Consider the following 19550-nt stretch of genomic DNA (forward strand, 5'->3'; position numbering starts at 1 on the left):
AGGCGACCTTCTAAGGTCGCCTTTTTACAAAGAGACTTCTGTGATGAACTTAAGCCGCTTGATCTGTTTGTAACGTCACGTCTTTCTTTTCATTGGAAGCGTTGAGCTTAGCCAACTTCTCCATTAAGCGAACCACTTGGCAGCTGTAACCGTATTCGTTGTCGTACCAGACATACAAAATCGCTTGGTTACCACGCACTTTGGTTGATAAAGAATCCAATATACCCGCTTGCTGAGAGCCAATAAAATCAGAACTCACAGCATCGGCACCATCGCTGTAGCCAATTTGACCTGTCAGCTCAGCACTGTTGGAAGCACGCTTTAACAGCTGATTTATTTCTCCTGCTGACGCAGCGGATTTTAAATTCAAACTCAATACCGCAATGGAAACGTTAATTACTGGCACTCGAATCGCGCTACCGCTTAACTTTCCTTCCAATGTCGGAATGGCTTTTGAAACCGCTTTCGCTGCGCCAGTCTCTGTCATCACCATATTCATACTGGCAGCACGACCACGACGATCACCCTTATGAATATTATCAATCAAGTTTTGATCATTGGTGTACGCATGAACGGTTTCTACATGACCAGACTCAATGCCGTATTCGTTCTCTAACACAGATAGAATTGGAGTAATGGCGTTGGTCGTACAAGATGCAGCGGAAATGATACGGTCATCTTCGGTAACATCGCTATCATTCACTCCAAATACTATGTTCTTCATTTCTTTGCCGGGTGCCGTTAATACAACACGACTAATACCAGGTCGATTCAAATGCACGCTCAACCCATCACGATCACGCCAGCGACCTGTGTTATCCACTAACAGAGCGTCATCAATACCATGAGCTTGATAATCCACTTCTGCAGGGTCAGATGCGTAAATAATCTTTACTGGCGAACCGTTAATGACCAAGGTTTGGTTAACCTCATCTACTTTCACTAAGCCTTCGTAGACGCCATGTACAGAATCATATTTAAGCAAGCTAGCACGCTTGGACAAATCATTGTCGCAAGCTTTACGAACCACAATAGCCGCCAAATTCATCCCCGGCGTAGTGTGTCCCAAAGTACACATTCGACGAGCCAATAAACGACCAATTCGACCAAAGCCATATAAAACAACAGGTGTTTCCGCACCATTTTTAGGCTTCGCAGCCAATACAGATGCAATATCCGCTTCAGCCAGCAAAGACTCTAATTCAACAACGGTATGAGAGACATCGCTTGCTAATACTTGCTCTAACACTTGATACACTTGAGTGAGATCTAATTCAGGATACTGATCAAAAGCCGCCATCAAACCTGTCACTGAATCAGCCATTAATGGATTACCAGCCAATTCAATTTTCACTGATTTTTCACGCCCAAGTTTACCCAAAAGAGGAATCATTGATTCCGCCTGAGCAAGTGTTTGTAACCAAGTATTTGTCATGTTCTGCCCCTCGAAAACACACTGTCAAACCAAAATATGATCGCAGCTTAACGGCAGATTAAGACAAAAACAAATTGTAACAAGGCAACAAAAAACCTTTAAAATCGGTAATTTAGAGTGTTTTTTTAGAGAAATAACGAAATAAATAGAAAGGGCTAGAAACTTTACCACATAATCTCAAAGCAAAAGCTAATTCACCTAAAAACAACAAGGTTATGTGGTAATTTGGCAACAAAAACTGGTAGAAACTTTCATGAATTATTTTATAAATGGCGCTTTCGTTCAGCTAAAATCCCCAATAAACAAAAGCAAGCGAACACAAGAACAGGGCGATATATCAAATCTACTTGTGTAATCCCCCAGTAAACCAATGGCTGACTCCAAAGCGTCAGTAAGCCGTATCCAAAAGTACACATCAGAATAAAAGCCGACACTCGCGCAATGAAAATCCAAGAAGAAACCAGCTTCTTCAGAAAACCATTTATTTTGTCGCCATAAATGACCAAACAAGTCGCCACTAGTGCCAAAGAAATATCATGCAAATGAGATTGAACAAGGTGAGCTAAACGAAGATTTAAATCGAGAATAAGCATGGTTAATGAATCAAACAACTTTCTAATTAAGAGTTAATATTTACAACTGCCAGCAATGCTATTGGTTCTTTCGAGACAAAGCCTCTACATCAATTTTTCCCGATCTAGATTGCACTCTAGGTCGTTCATCCACATAAGCGAGCGACACATCAAAAGTGGTATTGCGCAGCTCAATCGTCGTGCCTTCTCGGAAAAGCCATCTCGCCTTGCCAATACCATCAGATAAATAACCCGCTGCTGGCGATCCGTATTTCTGCTCTAACAATTTACCAAGAGATTGGCGCTTTTCATTGCTCTCAACTACGCCAGACAATAAAGCCTGTTGAATATATCCAGATGAATTTGTGAACACGGTAGCATTGGTTACGCCTAAGATTCCTTCTGTTCCCAAGCTGTAGCTGGTTTGACCTTCTTTATAGGACGGATAACTTGTTATTCCCATGCTTCGCAGCTTGCTATTTAATCTGCTTAGACTTAAATCGTTGAATCGTAAACCAAACAATTCAGCGTAACTTGAAGTCCCTACAGCGCTCTGAGTTGCAGCATAAACAGATAAACTTCCTAACCCACTCAAAAAAAGCAGGCAGATAAACACAATTGACGCTTTTCTTTCTCGCATTAATAGTTTCCCTCTAAAACATCATCCAGTTTAAACAGGCAAAAAACACCAAATCTGATATATAATACAACACTATAAGCGCCTTCTACTCAAGGCGTTGCAAAACTTTATTTTCTAAGCTCGATTTATTTTTGAGCTTTATTTATTTGAGGTAATAAATGGCACTTGTTATTGGTATCACTGGCGTCTCAGGAAGTGGGAAAAGTCGACTTTGTTCTTTATTAGCAGAAGGACAAGGCGACAAAATCACCGTTCTATGCCAAGACAGTTTCTACAATGGTTGCGGTAGCATTGACCCTGACGTCTATAATTTTGACGATTTGAGTTCATTGGATCTTGAAAGTCTTACTCTGGCTATCCATAACTGCAAAAACCGCCAGCAGCCAAATGAAATTCCTGTGTATGATCATTCACAACACAAGCGTACTGGTTACCGCAATCTAGACCCAACACACGTTGTGCTGGTGGAAGGTCACATGATGTTCCAAGACCCAGGTATTCGTGATGCGGTCGATTATCTTCTGTTTGTTGATACCGACATGGACATCGCCATTGTACGACGCCTAAAGCGTGATATTGCAGAGCGCGGCCGTGATGTAAACGAAGTAACAAGCCGCTACATGCGCCACGTTCGTCAAGCAGCCCTGAAAACCATTGATATTCGTAATAAAGCGGATTTTATTATTCCGAATAACAAAAGCTTTACCAATGCTGCGAACTTGCTGCGTAACCACATTGATTACCTACTAAAAGAAAAAGGCGCTAAATAAGCGCCTTTTTTACTTTATATCCAATGTGACCTAGAAAACCACTTACTTCTTAATATCGTCGAAGAAGCGTTTCACGCCATCAAACCAGCTTTTTTGCTTAGGTGAATGATCCGTTCCTTCACCCATGCTTTCAGCCAATTCAGTAAACAACTCTTTCTGACGTGACGTTAAGTTCACAGGCGTTTCAATCACAACCTTACAAATCAAGTCACCTACTGGACCACCGCGAACAGGTTTAACACCTTTATTACGCAAGCGGAACAATTTGCCTGTCTGACATTCAGCTGTGACTTTCAAACGCACACGACCATCTAATGTCGGCACATCAATTTCACCGCCTAATGCTGCAGTCGTGAAGCTAATTGGCACTTCACAATATAAATTCGCGCCATCGCGCTCAAAAATACTGTGAGGTTTAACAGAAACTTGAACAAACAAGTCGCCTGCTGGGCCACCTTGAGATCCGGCTTCACCTTCACCAGACAAGCGAATACGGTCACCTGTATCAACACCCGCTGGAATTTTAACATTAAGCGTTTTGTATTCTTGTACTCGACCTTGGCCATGACAATCTGAACATGGATCAGAAATAACCTGACCTTGACCATGACATTCTGGACAAGTTTGCTGAACAGAGAAAAAGCCTTGTGACATACGAACTTGACCAGCGCCGCCACAGGTTCCACAGGTTTTCGGTGTAGAGCCTTTCTTGGCACCAGAACCATCACATTTCTTACAGTTCGTTAGTGTTGGAATACGGATTTTTTCTTCGCATCCCCAAACCGCTTGTTCAAGATCAAGTTCTAGCGTGTAACGTAAATCTGACCCTCGACGAGTACGACTCTGGCCACCGCCACCTCCGCCACCGAAGATGTCACCGAATACGTCACCAAAAATATCGCTAAAGCCACCCGCACCCGCGCCGCCATAACCGCCGCCTTGGCCGTTTACACCTTCATGACCAAAACGATCATAAGCTGCACGCTTGTCATCGGATGACAGAATTTCATAAGCTTCTGCAAGCTCTTTAAACTTTTCCAGCGCTTCTGGATTATCTGGGTTCTTATCAGGGTGATACTTATTCGCTAAGGAACGATAAGCTTTTTTGATGTCTTTCTTATCAGCGCCTTTGGCGACACCAAGAACCTCGTAATAGTCTCTTTTGCTCATTGCAGGAGTTTCCCGAATTGAAAAGTCTGAATCATAAAATTTAAACAATAAAAGTCTGAACTTAAAAATTCAGACTACAAAAATCGTTATCTGAGCAAATTGTAAATAGCAAAACACGGTCCTAGAACCGTGCCTGCTATAAACAACCTCTTTAAAAAGAGGGAACGATATAAGTAACTTAACGCTTACTTTTTATCGTCTTTTACTTCTTCAAATTCTGCGTCAACAGCGTCATCCTGAGCAGTAGCTTGTTCGCCTGCAGGTTGTTCTGCGCCAGCTGCTTCCGCTTCAGCGTACATCTTCTGAGCCAAAGAACCAGACGCTTGAGTCAACGCATTGGTTTTCTCTTCGATCTTCTCTTTGTCGTTAGATGTTAGCGCTTCTTCAAGTTCAGAAATCGCTGTTTCGATCGCTGCTTTCTCTTCTTCAGTCGCTTTATCGCCCGCATCAGTCAATGTTTTACGAGTCGCGTGGATCATGCCGTCAGCTGTGTTGCGAACTTGTACAAGCTCTTCGAACTTGCGGTCTTCTTCCGCATTCGCTTCAGCGTCTTGAACCATTTTTTCGACTTCTTCATCGCTCAAACCAGAAGAAGACTTGATCACGATAGACTGTTCTTTACCTGTTGCTTTGTCTTTCGCAGACACGCTCAAGATACCGTTAGCATCGATGTCGAAGCTTACTTCAATTTGTGGCACACCACGTGGAGCAGGTGGAATATCAGCCAAGTCGAAACGACCTAGAGATTTGTTCTGAGCCGCTTGCTTACGCTCACCTTGCAATGCGTGGATAGTTACCGCATTTTGGTTGTCTTCTGCAGTCGAGAATGTCTGAGATTTCTTAGTAGGAATCGTCGTGTTTTTCTCGATCAAAGCAGTCATAACACCGCCCATGGTTTCGATACCTAGAGACAGAGGCGTTACGTCTAGAAGAAGAACGTCTTTTACGTCACCAGCCAATACCGCACCTTGGATAGAAGCACCGATCGCAACCGCTTCATCAGGGTTTACGTCTTTACGTGGCTCTTTACCAAAGAATTCAGTTACTTTCGCTTGAACCAATGGCATACGTGTTTGACCACCAACCAAGATAACTTCGTCGATATCAGAAGCAGACAATTCAGCGTCTTTCAATGCTTGACGGCAAGGCTCAAGAGACTTGATCACAAGCTCTTCTACCAAAGATTCCAACTTAGAACGAGTCAATTTAACGTTCAAGTGCTTAGGACCCGTCGCATCTGCAGTGATGTAAGGCAAGTTAACTTCTGTTTGAGAAGAAGAAGACAATTCAACCTTCGCTTTCTCACCCGCTTCTTTAAGACGCTGTAGAGCCAATGGATCGTTGTGTAGATCGATGCCAGTATCTTTCTTGAATTCAGCTGCCAAGAATTCGATAACACGCATATCGAAGTCTTCACCACCTAGGAAAGTATCACCGTTTGTAGACAATACTTCGAACTGCTTCTCACCATCTACGTCAGCGATTTCGATGATAGAGATATCGAATGTACCACCACCAAGGTCATAAACCGCGATAGTAGAATCGCCAGAGCTCTTATCAAGACCGTATGCAAGAGCCGCTGCTGTTGGCTCGTTGATAATACGTTTCACTTCTAGACCCGCAATTTTACCAGCATCTTTTGTTGCTTGACGCTGAGAGTCGTTAAAGTAAGCAGGTACCGTGATAACTGCTTCTGTTACTTTCTCACCTAGGTAGTCTTCCGCTGTTTTCTTCATTTTCTTAAGAACTTCAGCCGAGATTTGTGGTGGCGCTTTCTTGTCGCCTTTAATTTCTACCCACGCATCGCCGTTGTCTGCAGCCATAATTTTGTAAGGCACCATAGAGATGTCTTTCTGAACAACGTCGTCTTTAAATTTACGACCAATCAAACGCTTAACCGCAAACAAAGTGTTTGTTGGGTTAGTTACTGCTTGGCGCTTAGCTGATTGACCAACAAGTACTTCACCATCGTCAGCAAAAGCAACGATGGAAGGCGTGGTGCGATCACCTTCAGCATTTTCAATAACGCGAGCTTTCTCGCCATCTAATACAGCAACACAAGAGTTCGTTGTACCTAAGTCAATACCAATGATTTTACCCATCGTTTGTATCTCCAATAATTTCGTTTATTTCAATGATAATTCTGTATTTGGGTACGCTTCTGAGTATTTCAAGCGCCTAGTGTCAAAAAAATGACAGTAAATTATGCTGCGCTAGAAACCACTACCATTGCTGGACGTAATAGACGTCCATGAAGCGTATAACCTTTCTGTACCACATCCATTACTGTATTCGGTTCTAGTTCTGGATTTGGCACCATAGTCATCGCCTGATGCAATTCAGGGTTGAACGGTTCGCCATGTGGATCAATCGCTTTCACTTCGAAGCGCGCTAGGGTTTCAAGCAAATCTTTAAGCGTTAGCTCTACACCTTCACGAACAAGATCTTCTTCATCGGTTGCTGCCGTAGACGCAAGAGCTCGCTCTAGGTTATCTGCAACACCAACAATTGCCTTGGCAAATTTCTCAATACCAAACTTGTGCGCTTTTTCAACGTCTTGCTCTGCACGACGACGAACATTTTGTGCGTCAGCGTGAGCACGAAGTGCTGCTTCTTTGTACTGAGCAACCTCTTCTAATGCTTTAGCAAGCTCATCATTCTCAGTAACTTCTTCTAGTAGCTCTGCTTCAGGCTCTAAAAGTTCTTCTACTGCTTCATTTTGTGTTTCGCTTTTCAAGTCTGGCTCCGTTTCTAGGTTAGGATTTTTCTGCTGATCACTCATCTTTTACTCCAAATAACAGAAACAATTCATTCTCTGTGGTGGTTATATGGGGACAGCTTTTTGCCTTTCAACAGTAAAACCGCATTAATTTTATGGGATTTTTTAACTTCATTTATAAAGCATAAAAAAGAACAACCACCGATAAAAAAAACTGAATAAAAACAAGCATAAAAAAGGGCTGCAACAGCAGCCCTTAATATTAAACAGAACAACAAACTCAGGTTCAAAAATAATAAATTGTCACGACACTATTCTATTACGACCATTTTTCTTCGCTTGATACAGCTTATTATCTGCTTCAGTGATCATTTTGTCTGGCGTTTCTCCAGATCGGCAGCTGATTCCTCCGCTAACAGTAATCACTCGATCAATACCTTCAATAGTTAAGCTCTCGACTTTTTCTCGAATACGCTCCGCTACTTCCAAGGCTTCATCATTAGAGATATCTGGCAAAATAACGAGTATTTCTTCTCCGCCAAAGCGCCCAACAAAGTCCTGTTTACGGGTTTGTGATTGGATACATTTTGCTATTTCACATAGGGCATCATCCCCAACCAAGTGACCATACTCATCGTTGATTCTTTTGAAGTGATCAATATCAAAAAGGATCAATGCCAACGATTGTTGATCAGATACTGGGACGTTCAATAAGGCTTGCAGCTTAGCGTCAACAAACCGTCGGTTAAATAAGCCCGTTAAGTCATCTTGATGCAGCAATGTATTAATCTTTTCCGTCTTTTCATTAAAGACTTTAGCAAGGTCGTCAAACTCTTGATAAGTCACGTCGTCATGATTAATTAGATTCATTCGTGCGGAGCTTTTCTGCATATGATCCGAGAAAAACTCGATACCTCGCCGAATCCGCTTGGTCGTAAAATGCGCCACCAAAACACCAAGTAACCCCAAACCAAACATTAACAACAAAATATTCAAAATACTCGACTGCAATCTGTCATTCAGCTCTTGTTGGTTTTTCTCTATTGCAGCCTGTAACTCAGTCATATCGACATTCGATCCGACAACCCAATCCCATTCAGGAATCGCAGCCACATAAGTTAAAGAGTTGTAATAACCTTGTGGATCAGACATGGTGTTTTTTGGCCATAAATGCGAGAAAAAACCATAAAACGGTGCTTTTTCCGTCAAGGCTAATTGCTGCTGGATGATTTTCACTCCATTCGCATCCGTCAGATCATAGTTTTCTTTACCAATTAGTTCTGGATAAACACCGTTCGCAATCTGCACGCCTTTTCGGTCATGAATAAAAGCATACTCTTTATTACGTTCACCAAATCTAAGTTGATCCACATAATCCAGCATTTCTTCCTGAACCGATTGCCTTACAACATCGACGTATTCGCCTGTTCCGAAATACCAATCATATGGCGCAAACTTTTTCACATAGACAATTTTCTTAAAGCGATTCTCAGAGTCACCTGGCTTTTTCCAATAACCTTCTGTAAAGCCGTGACCATGACGCTTCACTACTTCTATTTCGTCTCGCAGCGGGTAATTTCCTAGATCATCTTGCAGATCATATAAATTGGTGCCTTCTGATTTAGGGTAAACAGGGTAAAGAATTACATCCCCCTGCAAAGTATCGATAAAGTAATAACCTCGTCCTTGATTGTATCTAAGGCCTCGCACTGTTTCGCGTATCAGCTGTTTAATCTCATCGTCCGACTTAATACCCTTATTACTGGTATAAATATCCATCATCAGGCTATTCAGTTCATAAACCCGATTTTTTAAGTCATCCTTAAGATCCTGTTCAATTTTATTGTTTCGATACTGAGCGAGGTTAACCAGTGTATCTACACGGTTTTTCAGTTGAGATCTGACTTGACTGATATGGGATCGCTCAAGGCGATTGGAGTCTAGTTCATATTTTTCATAAATACTTTCTACCCATAAAGCAGAAATAATAAGTAGGGCAATAGCACCCAAGGAAAGCGCATTAATGAACACCAACAAAGTCAGTCTTTTCTTCTTCACCTGCATACCCATCCTTAGCCTTATTCTCCAAATATGTTAACTAGATACACAATACTACCCTGTTTCTCTAAGCACCAGCCAATACTATTAAACTCTTTACACAGAACAAAAGAAAAGAAATAACTGACTCTAGCACTTGTCAAAAAACAGCCAACTACTGTATAAATAACCATATGTATTTTTTCTCTTTTGGAGCCCTCTATGCTGACTAGCATTGCTATTTCCAATTTCGCGATTGCTGAAGCCCTAGAGCTTGAGTTTAAACAAGGCATGACAGTGATTTCAGGTGAAACCGGTGCTGGTAAATCCATTATGGTGGATGCTTTATCGCTTTGTTTAGGCGATCGTACGGATGCTGCTGTCGTCAGGCACGGAGAGAAAAAAGCCGATATCAGTGCGAGCTTCGATATACAGCATTATCCGCACGTACATGAATGGCTTGAAGAAAGAGATCTAGAGCACGATCAGCATTGCATCTTACGTCGTGTCATCAGCAAAGAAGGTCGCTCAAAAGCCTATATTAATGGCCGCCCATGCACTTTGAGCGACTTAAAAGAAGTTGGCAGCCATCTAGTTGATATTCATGGTCAACATGAGCACCAGTCGCTACTTAAAAAAAATGCTCAAAGGCAACAACTGGATGCTTATGGGCAACTCACTGATCTAGCAAAAAAAGTTAGCGCTCAGCACACCATTTGGCGACAGCTAAAAGAAGAGTTGTCAGCAAAACAGAGTCGATCTTCTGAACAAGACGCAAAAGTTCAACTTCTGTCCTATCAAGCACAAGAGTTGCAACGCCTTGACTTAAAAGAAGGTGAAATTGAATCTCTTGAAAACGAGCAGAGCTTTTTATCCAACATTGCCGACTCTCAGTTAAAAGCCTATCAAGCCAGCAATATTTTAATTGATAGCGACGAAGGCAATATTTGCTCTCTACTGAATCAAGCTCTTAGCAGCGCAAGCCAAATTCGCCCTGCAACAAAAGAGCTAGAAAGCGCACTGGAAATGATGAACGACGCTCTCATTCAAGCGCAAGAAGCCGCGGACAGTTTGCATCATTACCAAGATACCCTAGAGCAAGACCCAGAGCGATTAGCTGAAATAGAGCAACGTTTGTCCGACATTTACGATACAGCACGCAAACACAGAGTCTTACCAGAAGCCTTGATTTCACTGAGAGAAAGCGTTGAAGAAGAGTTAGAAGGACTGCAAGGCAGCGAAGAAAGCCTAGAAGCGTTGAAAGAAAAAGAAGAACAAGCCTATGAAACACTCACAGCATTGGCGACAACTTTGACAGAAAAACGCATCACAGCCAAAGACGATTTAGCCAAAAAAGTAGAAGAGCAAATTCATGGTCTAGGCATGCCTCATGCTCGATTCTTTATTCAATGCCAACCATTAAACCAAGTCACAGCCAATGGTTTCGAAGACATTGAATACATGATTGCTTCCAACCCAGGGCAACCCGCTCAACCTTTACGGAAAGTTGCGTCAGGTGGTGAATTGTCTCGCATCAGTTTGGGCATTCAAGTGGTCACAGCACACACGTCTATTATTCCAACCCTCGTCTTCGATGAAGTCGATGTGGGTATCAGTGGTGGTATTGCTGAAGTGGTTGGACGCATGTTGCGATCTGTTGGTAAACGTGGCCAAGTATTCTGCGTTACTCACTTAGCTCAAGTGGCCGCGCAAGGTAATCAACACTTAAGAGTAAGTAAAAACGTGTCTAATGAAGCCACTTCGTCACAAGTGGACTTACTCAAAGATCAAGATCGCACACAAGAGATTGCCCGTTTACTTGGCGGCTTAGAACTGACAGAACAAACGCTCGCCCACGCCAGAGAAATGCTAGGTAACGTACAGCTTCAATAACTCAGAAAAAGTTACCACACAGCGAAATAAAAAGGAGGTTAAGCATTAAACTTAACCTCCTTTTTTATAGAGCAAAGCTTTAAAGAGTAAATCTTTTAAAAGCCAGTGCTTACTTTTGTTTTGGACGTACGTACAAAATCAAACTGTGGTCTTCAATCTCGAAGCCATGCTCTTCCGCGATTTCGTGCTGACGTTTTTCAATAATAGGGTCAACAAACTCAATTACTCGACCACTATCCAAACAAATCATGTGATCGTGATGATCGCCTTTCGCCAATTCAAACACCGCTGTGCCAGCTTCAAAGTGATGACGCTGAACCAAGCCCGCTGTTTCAAATTGAGTTAACACGCGATAAACCGTTGCTAAACCTACGTCTTCGCCTTGATCAAGCAGAGTACGATATACATCGTCAGCGCTCATATGGCGCTCGCCTGCACTCTCAAGGATCTGTAAAATTTTCACTCGTGGCAAAGTTACCTTGAGTCCCGCTTTCTTTAGCTCTTGATTTTCGCTAGTCATGAGTCATTCTCTATTCGTTCTTGTTGATAATTACTTTATCATTAGCACACCAGAGTAAGGATAATACAAATGAAAAAATCAGTTTTAATTTTATGTGCCGCACTTTCACTCAGTGCATGCAGTTTATTTACACCTTACAAAGTTCCAGTTACTCAAGGGAACCTTGTGACACAGGAGCAACTATCACAGCTAGAAGTTGGCATGTCTGAATCTCAAGTCACTTACCTACTAGGTAATCCTATGATAAGAGACACATTTAAACCAGACGAATGGCATTATATGTTTACTGTTCTTCATCCAGCAACAGACACCAAAACCAGTGAAGTGAACAACCTAGTGCTTACCTTCAGTGACGGTGTTTTAACACAAATCAAAAACAACTAAGCTTAGCTGTTTTTTGCTGCTCGGTTGGCTCTAGCTTGTTTAGGGTCAACCTTCAGTTCTCGGTACAGCTCTACACGCTCACCTTCTTTTAATACTTGATCGTCAGCATTTCTTACCGCTTTACCGAAAATACCTACCTTGATCGTTTCCACATCAATGTTAGGAAAAAATGTCGTTATATTTGAACGACGTACTGCATCGCGAACAGTACAGCCCTCTTCAACCTCTAAGGCTACAATTTTTTGCTTATCAGGCTCAGCATAAGCTACTTCAACTCTCATACTCTATTCACCGTACACTACTTTTGCGCGTTTACTAAAAGAGTCCACCATGGCGTTAGCAACTTGGCTAAACACCCCACCAAAGGCGAACTTCAACATACCACTCAGCTCAAACTCAATACTCAGCATAATTTTACAACTTGTCGGTGACAGTTCTGTAAAAGTCCAAACGCCATGCAAGCTTTTGAATGGCCCAGACACCAAAGCCATCTCGATGCGATTGTACTGCTCTAATGTATTTCTTGTTGTAAAGGATTGTTTCACTGGTCCTTTACCAACATCTAAAGACGCCACTATCTCTGTTGCTGTTTGTGAAATTAAATTAGAGCCTAAACAACCAGGTAAAAACTCTGGGTAAGCATCAACATCATTAACCAAAGCAAACATCTGCTCGCAACTATAATTAACATGAGCAAACCGCTCTACATGACTCAAACTAAACTCCTATCCAACCTGCAACCGTAATCATCACCATTGCAGGAATACTTATATACTTCAGGACTTTATACCACCATTGAAAATGGCTAAGGCGCTTTGTGATCATCTCATTTTGCAACATGGAATGCGGAATAAACCAAGCCACCAATATAGACAAAAGAATCGCCCCAATAGGTAATAGAATCAACGAGGTTACTGAGTCCAACACTTCAAAGAAGTTCAGCCCTAAAACAATATCGCTGTCCCAATGATTAAAAGACAACAGCACGGCAACACCGACAAACCAAACCAACACGCCCATCAAAAACGCGGCTTTCAAACGGGCAATGTAGAACTTTTCGTGCAGCCAAGCGACAAACAATTCCAACATAGAAATCGCTGAAGTTAATGCTGCTATCACCAATAATAAGAAGAAAATACTGGCAAAGAACTGACCGCCAATTAAATTGCCGAAGATGATAGGCAAAGAAACAAAGGTCAAACTTGGCCCTGCTTCCACATCAATTTGAAAAGCAAACACCAAAGGAAAAATCACTAGCCCTGCCAACAAAGCCACCAGCAAATCTACGCCAACGACAATCGTACAAGCACGGGCAATCGACATACGCTTACTGATATAGGCACCGTAAGCAAACATAGCGCCCATACCAACACTTAAGCTAAATAACGCAAGACTAACAGCAGCAAGAACCACATCAAACGTGACATCTTGCCAAGACCACTGGAACATAAAGCGTAGCGTGGAATCCATATCGCCTATTGAGACAGAATAAACAGCCAATGCCCCCAAAGTGATAACGAGCGCAGGCAATAAAAACCGCACAACAGCAGACAAGCCACGAGTAACTGACTGACCTACAGTCACCACAACCAACACCACAAACACGGAATGCCACAACAGCATTTCAGTCGGTTCAGCCAACAAGCCAGTAAACATATCGGCTGCAGAAGAGCTTGTAATCCCCATGAAATCACCAGATATGGCTCTCTCTAAATAAGCAAGAGACCAACCCGCAATCACACTATAAAACGACAGAATCAAAAAGCCCGTTATGCCGGCGATCCAAGGCACAATCACCCAAGCGGAATGGACAATACGGCGCTCACTTAAATCATTTACCGTATCAATAGGGTTAGAGCGTACGGTTCGACCCAAAGCAACTTCTGCGATCAAAACAGGCAAGCCAACCAAGAGCAAACACAGGCAATACACCAACAAAAAAGCGCCACCACCATTTTGCCCTAGCACATAAGGAAACTTCCAAATGTTCCCCAACCCGACCGCAGATCCGCTCGCCGCAAAAATAAATATCCACGGACTGGACCAGATACCTTGTAAACATCGACTTTCCGGCATAAATTACGCTCTAAATAACAATAAGGACACTAAAGGATAGGTGGCAAATACAAACCTAGCGACACATTCGCAACACCTAACCAATCAAAATAACTAATAGGTATGAATTTTCTTACATTCGAGCGCATACCTCAAGAAAAGCATAGGTTTTTACCTCTATCGACCGTATAATTTCCCACTATGAGTAAAGCAAAGAAAAAATCCAACAGCACAGGCACCATCGCCCTCAACAAACGCGCCAAGCACGACTATTTTGTCGATCAGAAATTCGAAGCCGGCTTAGCGTTATCAGGTTGGGAAGTGAAAAGCCTACGTGAAGGCAAAGCCCAACTGGTTGACTCCTTCGTTATCATTCACCAAAACGAAGCTTGGTTAGTCGGTGCGCGCATTACACCACTATTAAGTGCTTCCACTCACGTGGTTTGTGAGCCAGTGCGTCAGCGCAAACTGTTGCTAAATCGCAAAGAGATTGATCGCATCATCCAAGTGACGGAACAAAAAGGCAAAACCTGTGCCGCCATGGCGCTCTACTGGAAAGGCAACAAAATCAAATGTGAAGTGGCCCTAGTGACAGGTAAAAAAGATCACGATAAACGCGATACAGCCAAAGAGCGCGACTGGGCTCGAGATAAAGAACGATTAATGAAACACAGCGTTTAAGACGGTGAACGTCTAGCGAAACCACTTGGTTTCCGTTAGAATGGCCGCAACTTCGGGGATGACTTGGTTTCGACGCCGGTTACAAAACCTGAGGTGCATGTCGAGAGTGATGCGTGATCTCGTAAATCCCCCGCATCAATTATATAGTCGCAAACGACGAAAACTACGCTTTAGCAGCCTAAACCCCTGCTAGTGTGCTGCCCTCAGGTTGCTTGTAGCCAGAGATTCCGCAGTATCATAAATTACAAGATGCTAACTGATGCCCCGCCTAGGGATAAGGTTCTAAGACTAAGTAGGCTCGCCATTAACACCCTGTCCTTCGGGCGGTTCGTGGTCAAACAATAGAAGTGACTAAACATGTAGATCCGATGGCAGAGGACTGGCGGACGGGGGTTCGAATCCCCCCATCTCCACCAATTCAAAAAAACCACCTTAGGGTGGTTTTTTTATGTCTTAAAATCAAGCTGCACATTGGCACATTGGCCTATACTTTATTAACACCACAGAAGTAAAAGCGCTTCTTATAATTAAGTGTCACTATTAGTTTGTAGTGCAACTTATACTAAGTTATAAATTCAAGAGGCTAATTATGACAACTCCTTCTAAAAATGCGCTTGTAGCATCAACCCAAATCACATTAAAAAAGGCAGTTCAAGCAGCCTTGGAACGCAAGAAAAAGCTCGGGCAATATAATGTCATGTGGAAAGACAATAAAATTGTTACGCAAGGGGAAGATGCACCTCAAAACCTAAAATAGCTTTATATCGCTGGCTTTCGCTGCGCACTCGCCAAAACAACAATCGAACTACCAAAAGGCCAAGCCATCCACGTATTACGGCACACTTTCGCCAGCCACTTCATCATGAACGGCGGAAACATCTTGACCTTACAAAAGATACTCGGCCATAGTGACATAAAAATGACCATGCGCTACGCACACCTAGCCCCCGACTTACTAGAGGAAGCCACAAGACTAAACCCATTATCAAATATTAAATAAAACAAGGAAAGTTATGAAGCTTTATAAATATTACCCACCTAAGTCAAAAGAGTTCATCTTATTAAAATCAGGAGATATTAGCTTTCGATTTTCACAGAAAGAAGCACTAAATGACCCATTTGAATTAACCCCTGTAATAGAGGAGTATCCTCAGGAACTAATAACAGCAATGGATAAGAAACTCGATGAGATGGAAGTTGAGCCACTCGCGAAGATCTTGATTCATGATTTAATCCTACCAGATATAGCACAAGATTTTTGTGATAGTTCCCAAAAACTATCAGCGCACCTCTTTGGAATACTGTCTTTCAGCAGAAAAAAAGACCATAGATCATTATGGGCATATTATGGTGAAAATCATACTGGCTTTATGGTCTGCATTGATCATAAATCAATAGAGATCCCAAAAGAAAAAGGCATTGATTTTTTCAATGCTTCTAGATTTGACAAGGTCATATATACTCATAAAAGACCTAAAAACAGATCAGATATATTCAATACGTTTTTTGTAAAAGATAATTCTTGGAAGCATGAATCAGAGTATAGATGGATTGCACCATTAAAGTCTTTTCCTAAGAAAGATAGCCTTGATGCTAAGAAGTTAGATATTCACACATTTACGCTATCAAGAGAGAAAGTCAAAGGTATTTACCTTGGAGCTAATGCAAGTGCAGATACAATTAGCTACATAGAAAAATGGGCCAATAGTCACAATCCTATCATTAAATTGTATCAAGCCGTTCCTTGCCAAAGTGACTTCAAATTTAACTATACGCCTGTATGAAATGACACGCATCCGACAACCGAACCACTAAAAACGCCCAAAAATACTGTATATGTATCTCCACAAACCAATAACTTACTGATTTTTATAATATTTCAGACAGGGTTCGAATCCCCCATCTTCACCAATTCAAAAAAACCACCTTAGGGTGGTTTTTTTATGCCTATATATTTGTCACACGACAGCCATAATAGCTTGAGCCAATCTTGGGATTTGCGAAGTATTAAGCCCTGCAATATTGACCCTGCCATTTGGCACACCATAAATAGCAAATTCCTCTTTTAATCTCATCATTTGCTCTTGGCTGAGTGGCAATAGCGAGAACATGCCTTTTTGCTTTGCGATGCTTCGAAAAGCTTCTGGCGCGCCGAGCGCCATCAAAGCATCGGTTAATGCTTGGCGAATTTGAATAACACGATTACGGTATGTAGCTAACTCTCTCAACCAGTCTTTAGGGTCATCCAGTAACATGGCAGCAATGGCTGAGCCATGATCTGGCGGCATAGAGTAGTTCGCTCTGGTGATTAATTCTAACAAAGCACGAATGTCGTTATGGCGAGTTTGATCTTTGGTAACAACCAGCGCCGCGCCTGTACGCTCACAATACAAGCCCATATTTTTTGAGCAACTACTGGCGATCAAGACAAAATCCATTTGATCAAGCACCAATCGTAGGCCCGCCGCATCCTGACTAGGCTCATCACCAAAACCTTGATACGCCATATCAATCAGAGGTATCAGATTCTTGTTCTGACACAAGTCGATAAACTCTTGCCACTGATCCAGAGTTGGGTCTATTCCTGTTGGGTTATGACAACAACCATGAAGCAAGAGAATATCGCCCTCTTTCGCACCTTCTAAATCCATCAAGCATTTTTCTATGTCTAACTGACCACCTTTGTCTTCCCAGCGAAACGGCTCTACAGTTAAACCTGCACCTTCCATTAATGGTCGATGATTTAGGTAGCCTGGTTCGGTATTCCACACTGTGGCTTGTGGGGACAATTTGGCAATGAAATCCGCTAATACTCGCAATGCGCCAGAACCACCCACAGTTTGTATGGTGCAATGGTCATCTAAACGATTATTTCCTAATAAGAACTTTGCTATTTGACGGTTAAATGTCATGTTACCTGAAAGCATGCGATAGGCTTTTGATGCACCTTCTTCAGCCAGCTGTTTTTCGGCTTCCTGAACCTTCTTCATCATTGGAGTGTGCCCTGTTTCATCACGATAAACTCCCACTAAAAGGTCTATTTTTTCAGCTCTAGAGTCTTCATTGAATTCACTTAGAATCTGCCAAAGAGGGTCGCCTTTCATGTGCGGTAATTGAGCCAACATTGCTTTTACTCCCTAGAAATTAAATACGATTAGATAAAATGACGCCAGCGATGGTCAGCAAAATTCCACCGACAATCGCCACAGTTAGTGACTCGCCAAAGATGGGAACAGCTAATAATGCCGTCACACTTGGAGAAATGGATCCGATGACAGATGACTTTGCCGAACCCAAACGCTGAACAGCGTATGAAAAGCCTAATGTCGCCAACACACCAATACCCAAACCTTGAACCAAGATAAAAGGCAGAGCGTCTTGCCAAGAAAAGCTGCCCAATGATGTCGGGAAAACACCGAGCAAGAGCAACGTCAGCACAATAAGAAATGAGCTATAAGATAAAATGATCGCAACGCTAATAGCACTAAGGCCTGCGCGTATTAAGCCTATTGTGTAAAACGCCCACACAATGGCCGCGCTCAGCAAATAAAGCACACCATGATGAATGTTGGCAGACATGACATCTGATCGCCCAACAACCATCACTACAACGCCCATTAAGATCAGAGATAAAGCAAGCGCGCGCTTAATAGGAAGGCTTTTTCGGTAAACTACAAAGCTCAAAACGGCAACGAAGAGCGGCGGAGTTCCAGCCAATATGGTTCCAACATAAGCCGTTGGTGCTGTTTCTGCTCCCAGTGCCGCGAAGAGCAGAAAAGGAATTCCACCCAGTAGGATAAATAACAAGTCGGACACTCGAGCTCGTTTTATCTCAGCATAATGAGCCGATATGAAAGGAGCGAATAAAATCACAGGAACCGCGAAGCGTATCAAAGCGACATCAATAAATTGCAGTGGCGACATACTTATGCCGCGCACAGTTAGAGCCAATCCAGACCAGATCAGCAGCACCATTAACATCACCAAATAGCCTTTTGCTAAAGGTGATAAAAATCTCGGCTTCTCACTCGGCGCAGTAACTCGCAGCATACAGTTTGTCCTAGAAGGTAATTTCCAAAATTTGATTTCGTGAAATTATCCGTCAACTTGTACGCTTTTATCCGGCAATAATGATATAGAATTAGAGAAAGCTTAGTGCTTACCATCAATAGATGGTATTTTTTTAGTGTAAATCGCCAAGAGAGAAAAGCATGGACAGAATTGATCGCCACATCTTAGAAATCCTCCAAAGCCAAGGTCGCCTTTCTACAGCAGAGTTATCAGACCTTGTTGGCTTGTCACCTTCACCATGTGCACGACGTTTAAAACGCCTTGAAGACGAAGGTTATATTGAAGGCTATCAAGCGAACTTGAATAAAACCAAAGCAGGCATTTCGATGACATTTTTTGTTGAGGTGAGTTTAAGCAATCACCAAGAAGAATCGATTAATCAGTTTGAGACCGCCCTAGACAATATGGAGGAAGTGATTAATGGTCATATTGTCTCAGGGTCGTATGATTATTTATTAGAAGTTGTTAGCGCAGATTTAAAAGGCTATGAAGCTTTTACAAACAAACTCCATAAAATAACCAGTGTTAAAGACATCCACACACACTTGTCGGTTAGGCAAGCCATCAAACGAAAAGCATTGCCTATTTATCTGTAACCGACGC

Annotated in this window: 20 protein-coding genes, 1 other RNA gene and 1 pseudogene; 9 read left to right on the forward strand and 13 right to left on the reverse strand. The window is 42.4% G+C overall.

From position 1 onward, the window contains the following. Positions 1-49 precede the first annotated feature (49 nt). The 3 genes from ACMUMQ_RS04070 to ACMUMQ_RS04080 form a co-directional block, all read right to left on the reverse strand. Positions 50-1435: a glyceraldehyde-3-phosphate dehydrogenase gene (locus tag ACMUMQ_RS04070; RefSeq protein WP_414680732.1), complete on the reverse strand. Its 1386-nt coding sequence runs from the start codon at positions 1433-1435 to the stop codon at positions 50-52. Positions 1436-1698: 263 nt separating this feature from the next. Beyond that, a complete protein-coding gene (locus ACMUMQ_RS04075) occupies positions 1699-2028 on the reverse strand; it encodes a DUF3392 domain-containing protein (RefSeq protein WP_414680733.1) in 330 nt (109 codons plus the stop codon). 58 nt (positions 2029-2086) lie between these two features. Beyond that, on the reverse strand, positions 2087-2470 hold the full coding sequence (locus tag ACMUMQ_RS04080) for a hypothetical protein (RefSeq protein WP_414680734.1): 384 nt from the start codon (positions 2468-2470) through the stop codon (positions 2087-2089). A 335-nt stretch (positions 2471-2805) separates the two neighbouring features. On the opposite strand from ACMUMQ_RS04080, the gene ACMUMQ_RS04085 reads away from it, so the two are divergent. After that, positions 2806-3417, forward strand: coding sequence for a uridine kinase family protein (locus ACMUMQ_RS04085; protein ID WP_317002744.1), 612 nt, complete (start codon positions 2806-2808; stop codon positions 3415-3417). A 42-nt stretch (positions 3418-3459) separates the two neighbouring features. Here ACMUMQ_RS04085 and dnaJ read toward each other — a convergent pair whose 3' ends face one another. The 4 genes from dnaJ to ACMUMQ_RS04105 all read right to left on the reverse strand — a co-directional run bounded on the left by dnaJ (position 3460) and on the right by ACMUMQ_RS04105 (position 9370). Further along, entirely contained in the window at positions 3460-4587 is a 1128-nt protein-coding gene (gene dnaJ / locus ACMUMQ_RS04090) for a molecular chaperone DnaJ (protein ID WP_414680735.1), read from the reverse strand. Between the two features lie 185 nt (positions 4588-4772). Next, positions 4773-6689, reverse strand: coding sequence for a molecular chaperone DnaK (gene dnaK / locus ACMUMQ_RS04095; protein ID WP_414680736.1), 1917 nt, complete (start codon positions 6687-6689; stop codon positions 4773-4775). A 101-nt stretch (positions 6690-6790) separates the two neighbouring features. After that, positions 6791-7369, reverse strand: coding sequence for a nucleotide exchange factor GrpE (gene grpE, locus ACMUMQ_RS04100; RefSeq protein ID WP_414680737.1), 579 nt, complete (start codon positions 7367-7369; stop codon positions 6791-6793). Positions 7370-7609: 240 nt separating this feature from the next. After that, entirely contained in the window at positions 7610-9370 is a 1761-nt protein-coding gene (locus ACMUMQ_RS04105; RefSeq protein WP_414680738.1) for a sensor domain-containing diguanylate cyclase, read from the reverse strand. A gap of 195 nt (positions 9371-9565) precedes the next feature. Between ACMUMQ_RS04105 and recN the strand changes: the two genes are divergently transcribed. Beyond that, positions 9566-11236: a DNA repair protein RecN gene (recN, locus tag ACMUMQ_RS04110; protein WP_414680739.1), complete on the forward strand. Its 1671-nt coding sequence runs from the start codon at positions 9566-9568 to the stop codon at positions 11234-11236. Positions 11237-11345: 109 nt separating this feature from the next. Here the strand turns inward: recN and fur are convergent, their stop codons facing one another. After that, entirely contained in the window at positions 11346-11756 is a 411-nt protein-coding gene (fur, locus tag ACMUMQ_RS04115; protein WP_317005131.1) for a ferric iron uptake transcriptional regulator, read from the reverse strand. Positions 11757-11825: 69 nt separating this feature from the next. Between fur and ACMUMQ_RS04120 the strand changes: the two genes are divergently transcribed. Beyond that, positions 11826-12140 (forward strand): outer membrane protein assembly factor BamE, encoded by a 315-nt coding sequence (locus ACMUMQ_RS04120; RefSeq protein ID WP_414680740.1) that lies wholly within the window; start codon positions 11826-11828, stop codon positions 12138-12140. 2 nt (positions 12141-12142) lie between these two features. Here the strand turns inward: ACMUMQ_RS04120 and ACMUMQ_RS04125 are convergent, their stop codons facing one another. From ACMUMQ_RS04125 to ACMUMQ_RS04135, 3 genes are read right to left on the reverse strand one after another with little or no spacing between them, the layout of a single operon-like run. Continuing rightward, the gene (locus ACMUMQ_RS04125; RefSeq protein ID WP_317005133.1) at positions 12143-12421 is read right to left on the reverse strand and encodes an RnfH family protein; all 279 of its coding nucleotides are present in this window, start codon (positions 12419-12421) and stop codon (positions 12143-12145) included. Between the two features lie 3 nt (positions 12422-12424). After that, positions 12425-12856 carry a type II toxin-antitoxin system RatA family toxin gene (locus tag ACMUMQ_RS04130; RefSeq protein ID WP_414680741.1) on the reverse strand — a complete coding sequence of 144 codons (432 nt, stop codon included), beginning with the start codon at positions 12854-12856 and terminating at the stop codon, positions 12425-12427. A 1-nt stretch (position 12857) separates the two neighbouring features. Further along, positions 12858-14216, reverse strand: a complete 1359-nt coding sequence (locus tag ACMUMQ_RS04135) for a sodium-dependent transporter (RefSeq protein WP_414680742.1) — start codon at positions 14214-14216, stop codon at positions 12858-12860. 180 nt (positions 14217-14396) lie between these two features. Between ACMUMQ_RS04135 and smpB the strand changes: the two genes are divergently transcribed. The 5 genes and pseudogenes from smpB to ACMUMQ_RS04160 all read left to right on the forward strand — a co-directional run bounded on the left by smpB (position 14397) and on the right by ACMUMQ_RS04160 (position 16660). After that, on the forward strand, positions 14397-14876 hold the full coding sequence (smpB, locus tag ACMUMQ_RS04140; protein ID WP_414680743.1) for an SsrA-binding protein SmpB: 480 nt from the start codon (positions 14397-14399) through the stop codon (positions 14874-14876). A 54-nt stretch (positions 14877-14930) separates the two neighbouring features. Next, positions 14931-15292, forward strand: a transfer-messenger RNA (tmRNA) gene (gene ssrA / locus ACMUMQ_RS04145). Between the two features lie 173 nt (positions 15293-15465). Further along, positions 15466-15633, forward strand: a complete 168-nt coding sequence (locus tag ACMUMQ_RS04150; protein ID WP_414680744.1) for a hypothetical protein — start codon at positions 15466-15468, stop codon at positions 15631-15633. 15 nt (positions 15634-15648) lie between these two features. Further along, positions 15649-15876 (forward strand): annotated as a pseudogene (locus ACMUMQ_RS04155) (tyrosine-type recombinase/integrase); the annotation flags it as partial. A gap of 13 nt (positions 15877-15889) precedes the next feature. Next, entirely contained in the window at positions 15890-16660 is a 771-nt protein-coding gene (locus ACMUMQ_RS04160; protein ID WP_414680745.1) for a DUF2971 domain-containing protein, read from the forward strand. A gap of 174 nt (positions 16661-16834) precedes the next feature. Here ACMUMQ_RS04160 and ACMUMQ_RS04165 read toward each other — a convergent pair whose 3' ends face one another. Beyond that, the gene (locus ACMUMQ_RS04165; RefSeq protein WP_414680746.1) at positions 16835-18001 is read right to left on the reverse strand and encodes an amino acid aminotransferase; all 1167 of its coding nucleotides are present in this window, start codon (positions 17999-18001) and stop codon (positions 16835-16837) included. Between the two features lie 19 nt (positions 18002-18020). Next, on the reverse strand, positions 18021-18926 hold the full coding sequence (locus ACMUMQ_RS04170) for a DMT family transporter (RefSeq protein ID WP_414680747.1): 906 nt from the start codon (positions 18924-18926) through the stop codon (positions 18021-18023). 161 nt (positions 18927-19087) lie between these two features. Here ACMUMQ_RS04170 and ACMUMQ_RS04175 point away from each other — a divergent pair, with 161 nt between their 5' ends. Then, a complete protein-coding gene (locus ACMUMQ_RS04175) occupies positions 19088-19543 on the forward strand; it encodes an Lrp/AsnC family transcriptional regulator (RefSeq protein ID WP_414680748.1) in 456 nt (151 codons plus the stop codon). Positions 19544-19550 lie beyond the last annotated feature (7 nt).

The sequence above is a fragment of the Marinomonas algae genome, assembly GCF_047525555.1.
GTDB lineage: Bacteria > Pseudomonadota > Gammaproteobacteria > Pseudomonadales > Marinomonadaceae > Marinomonas.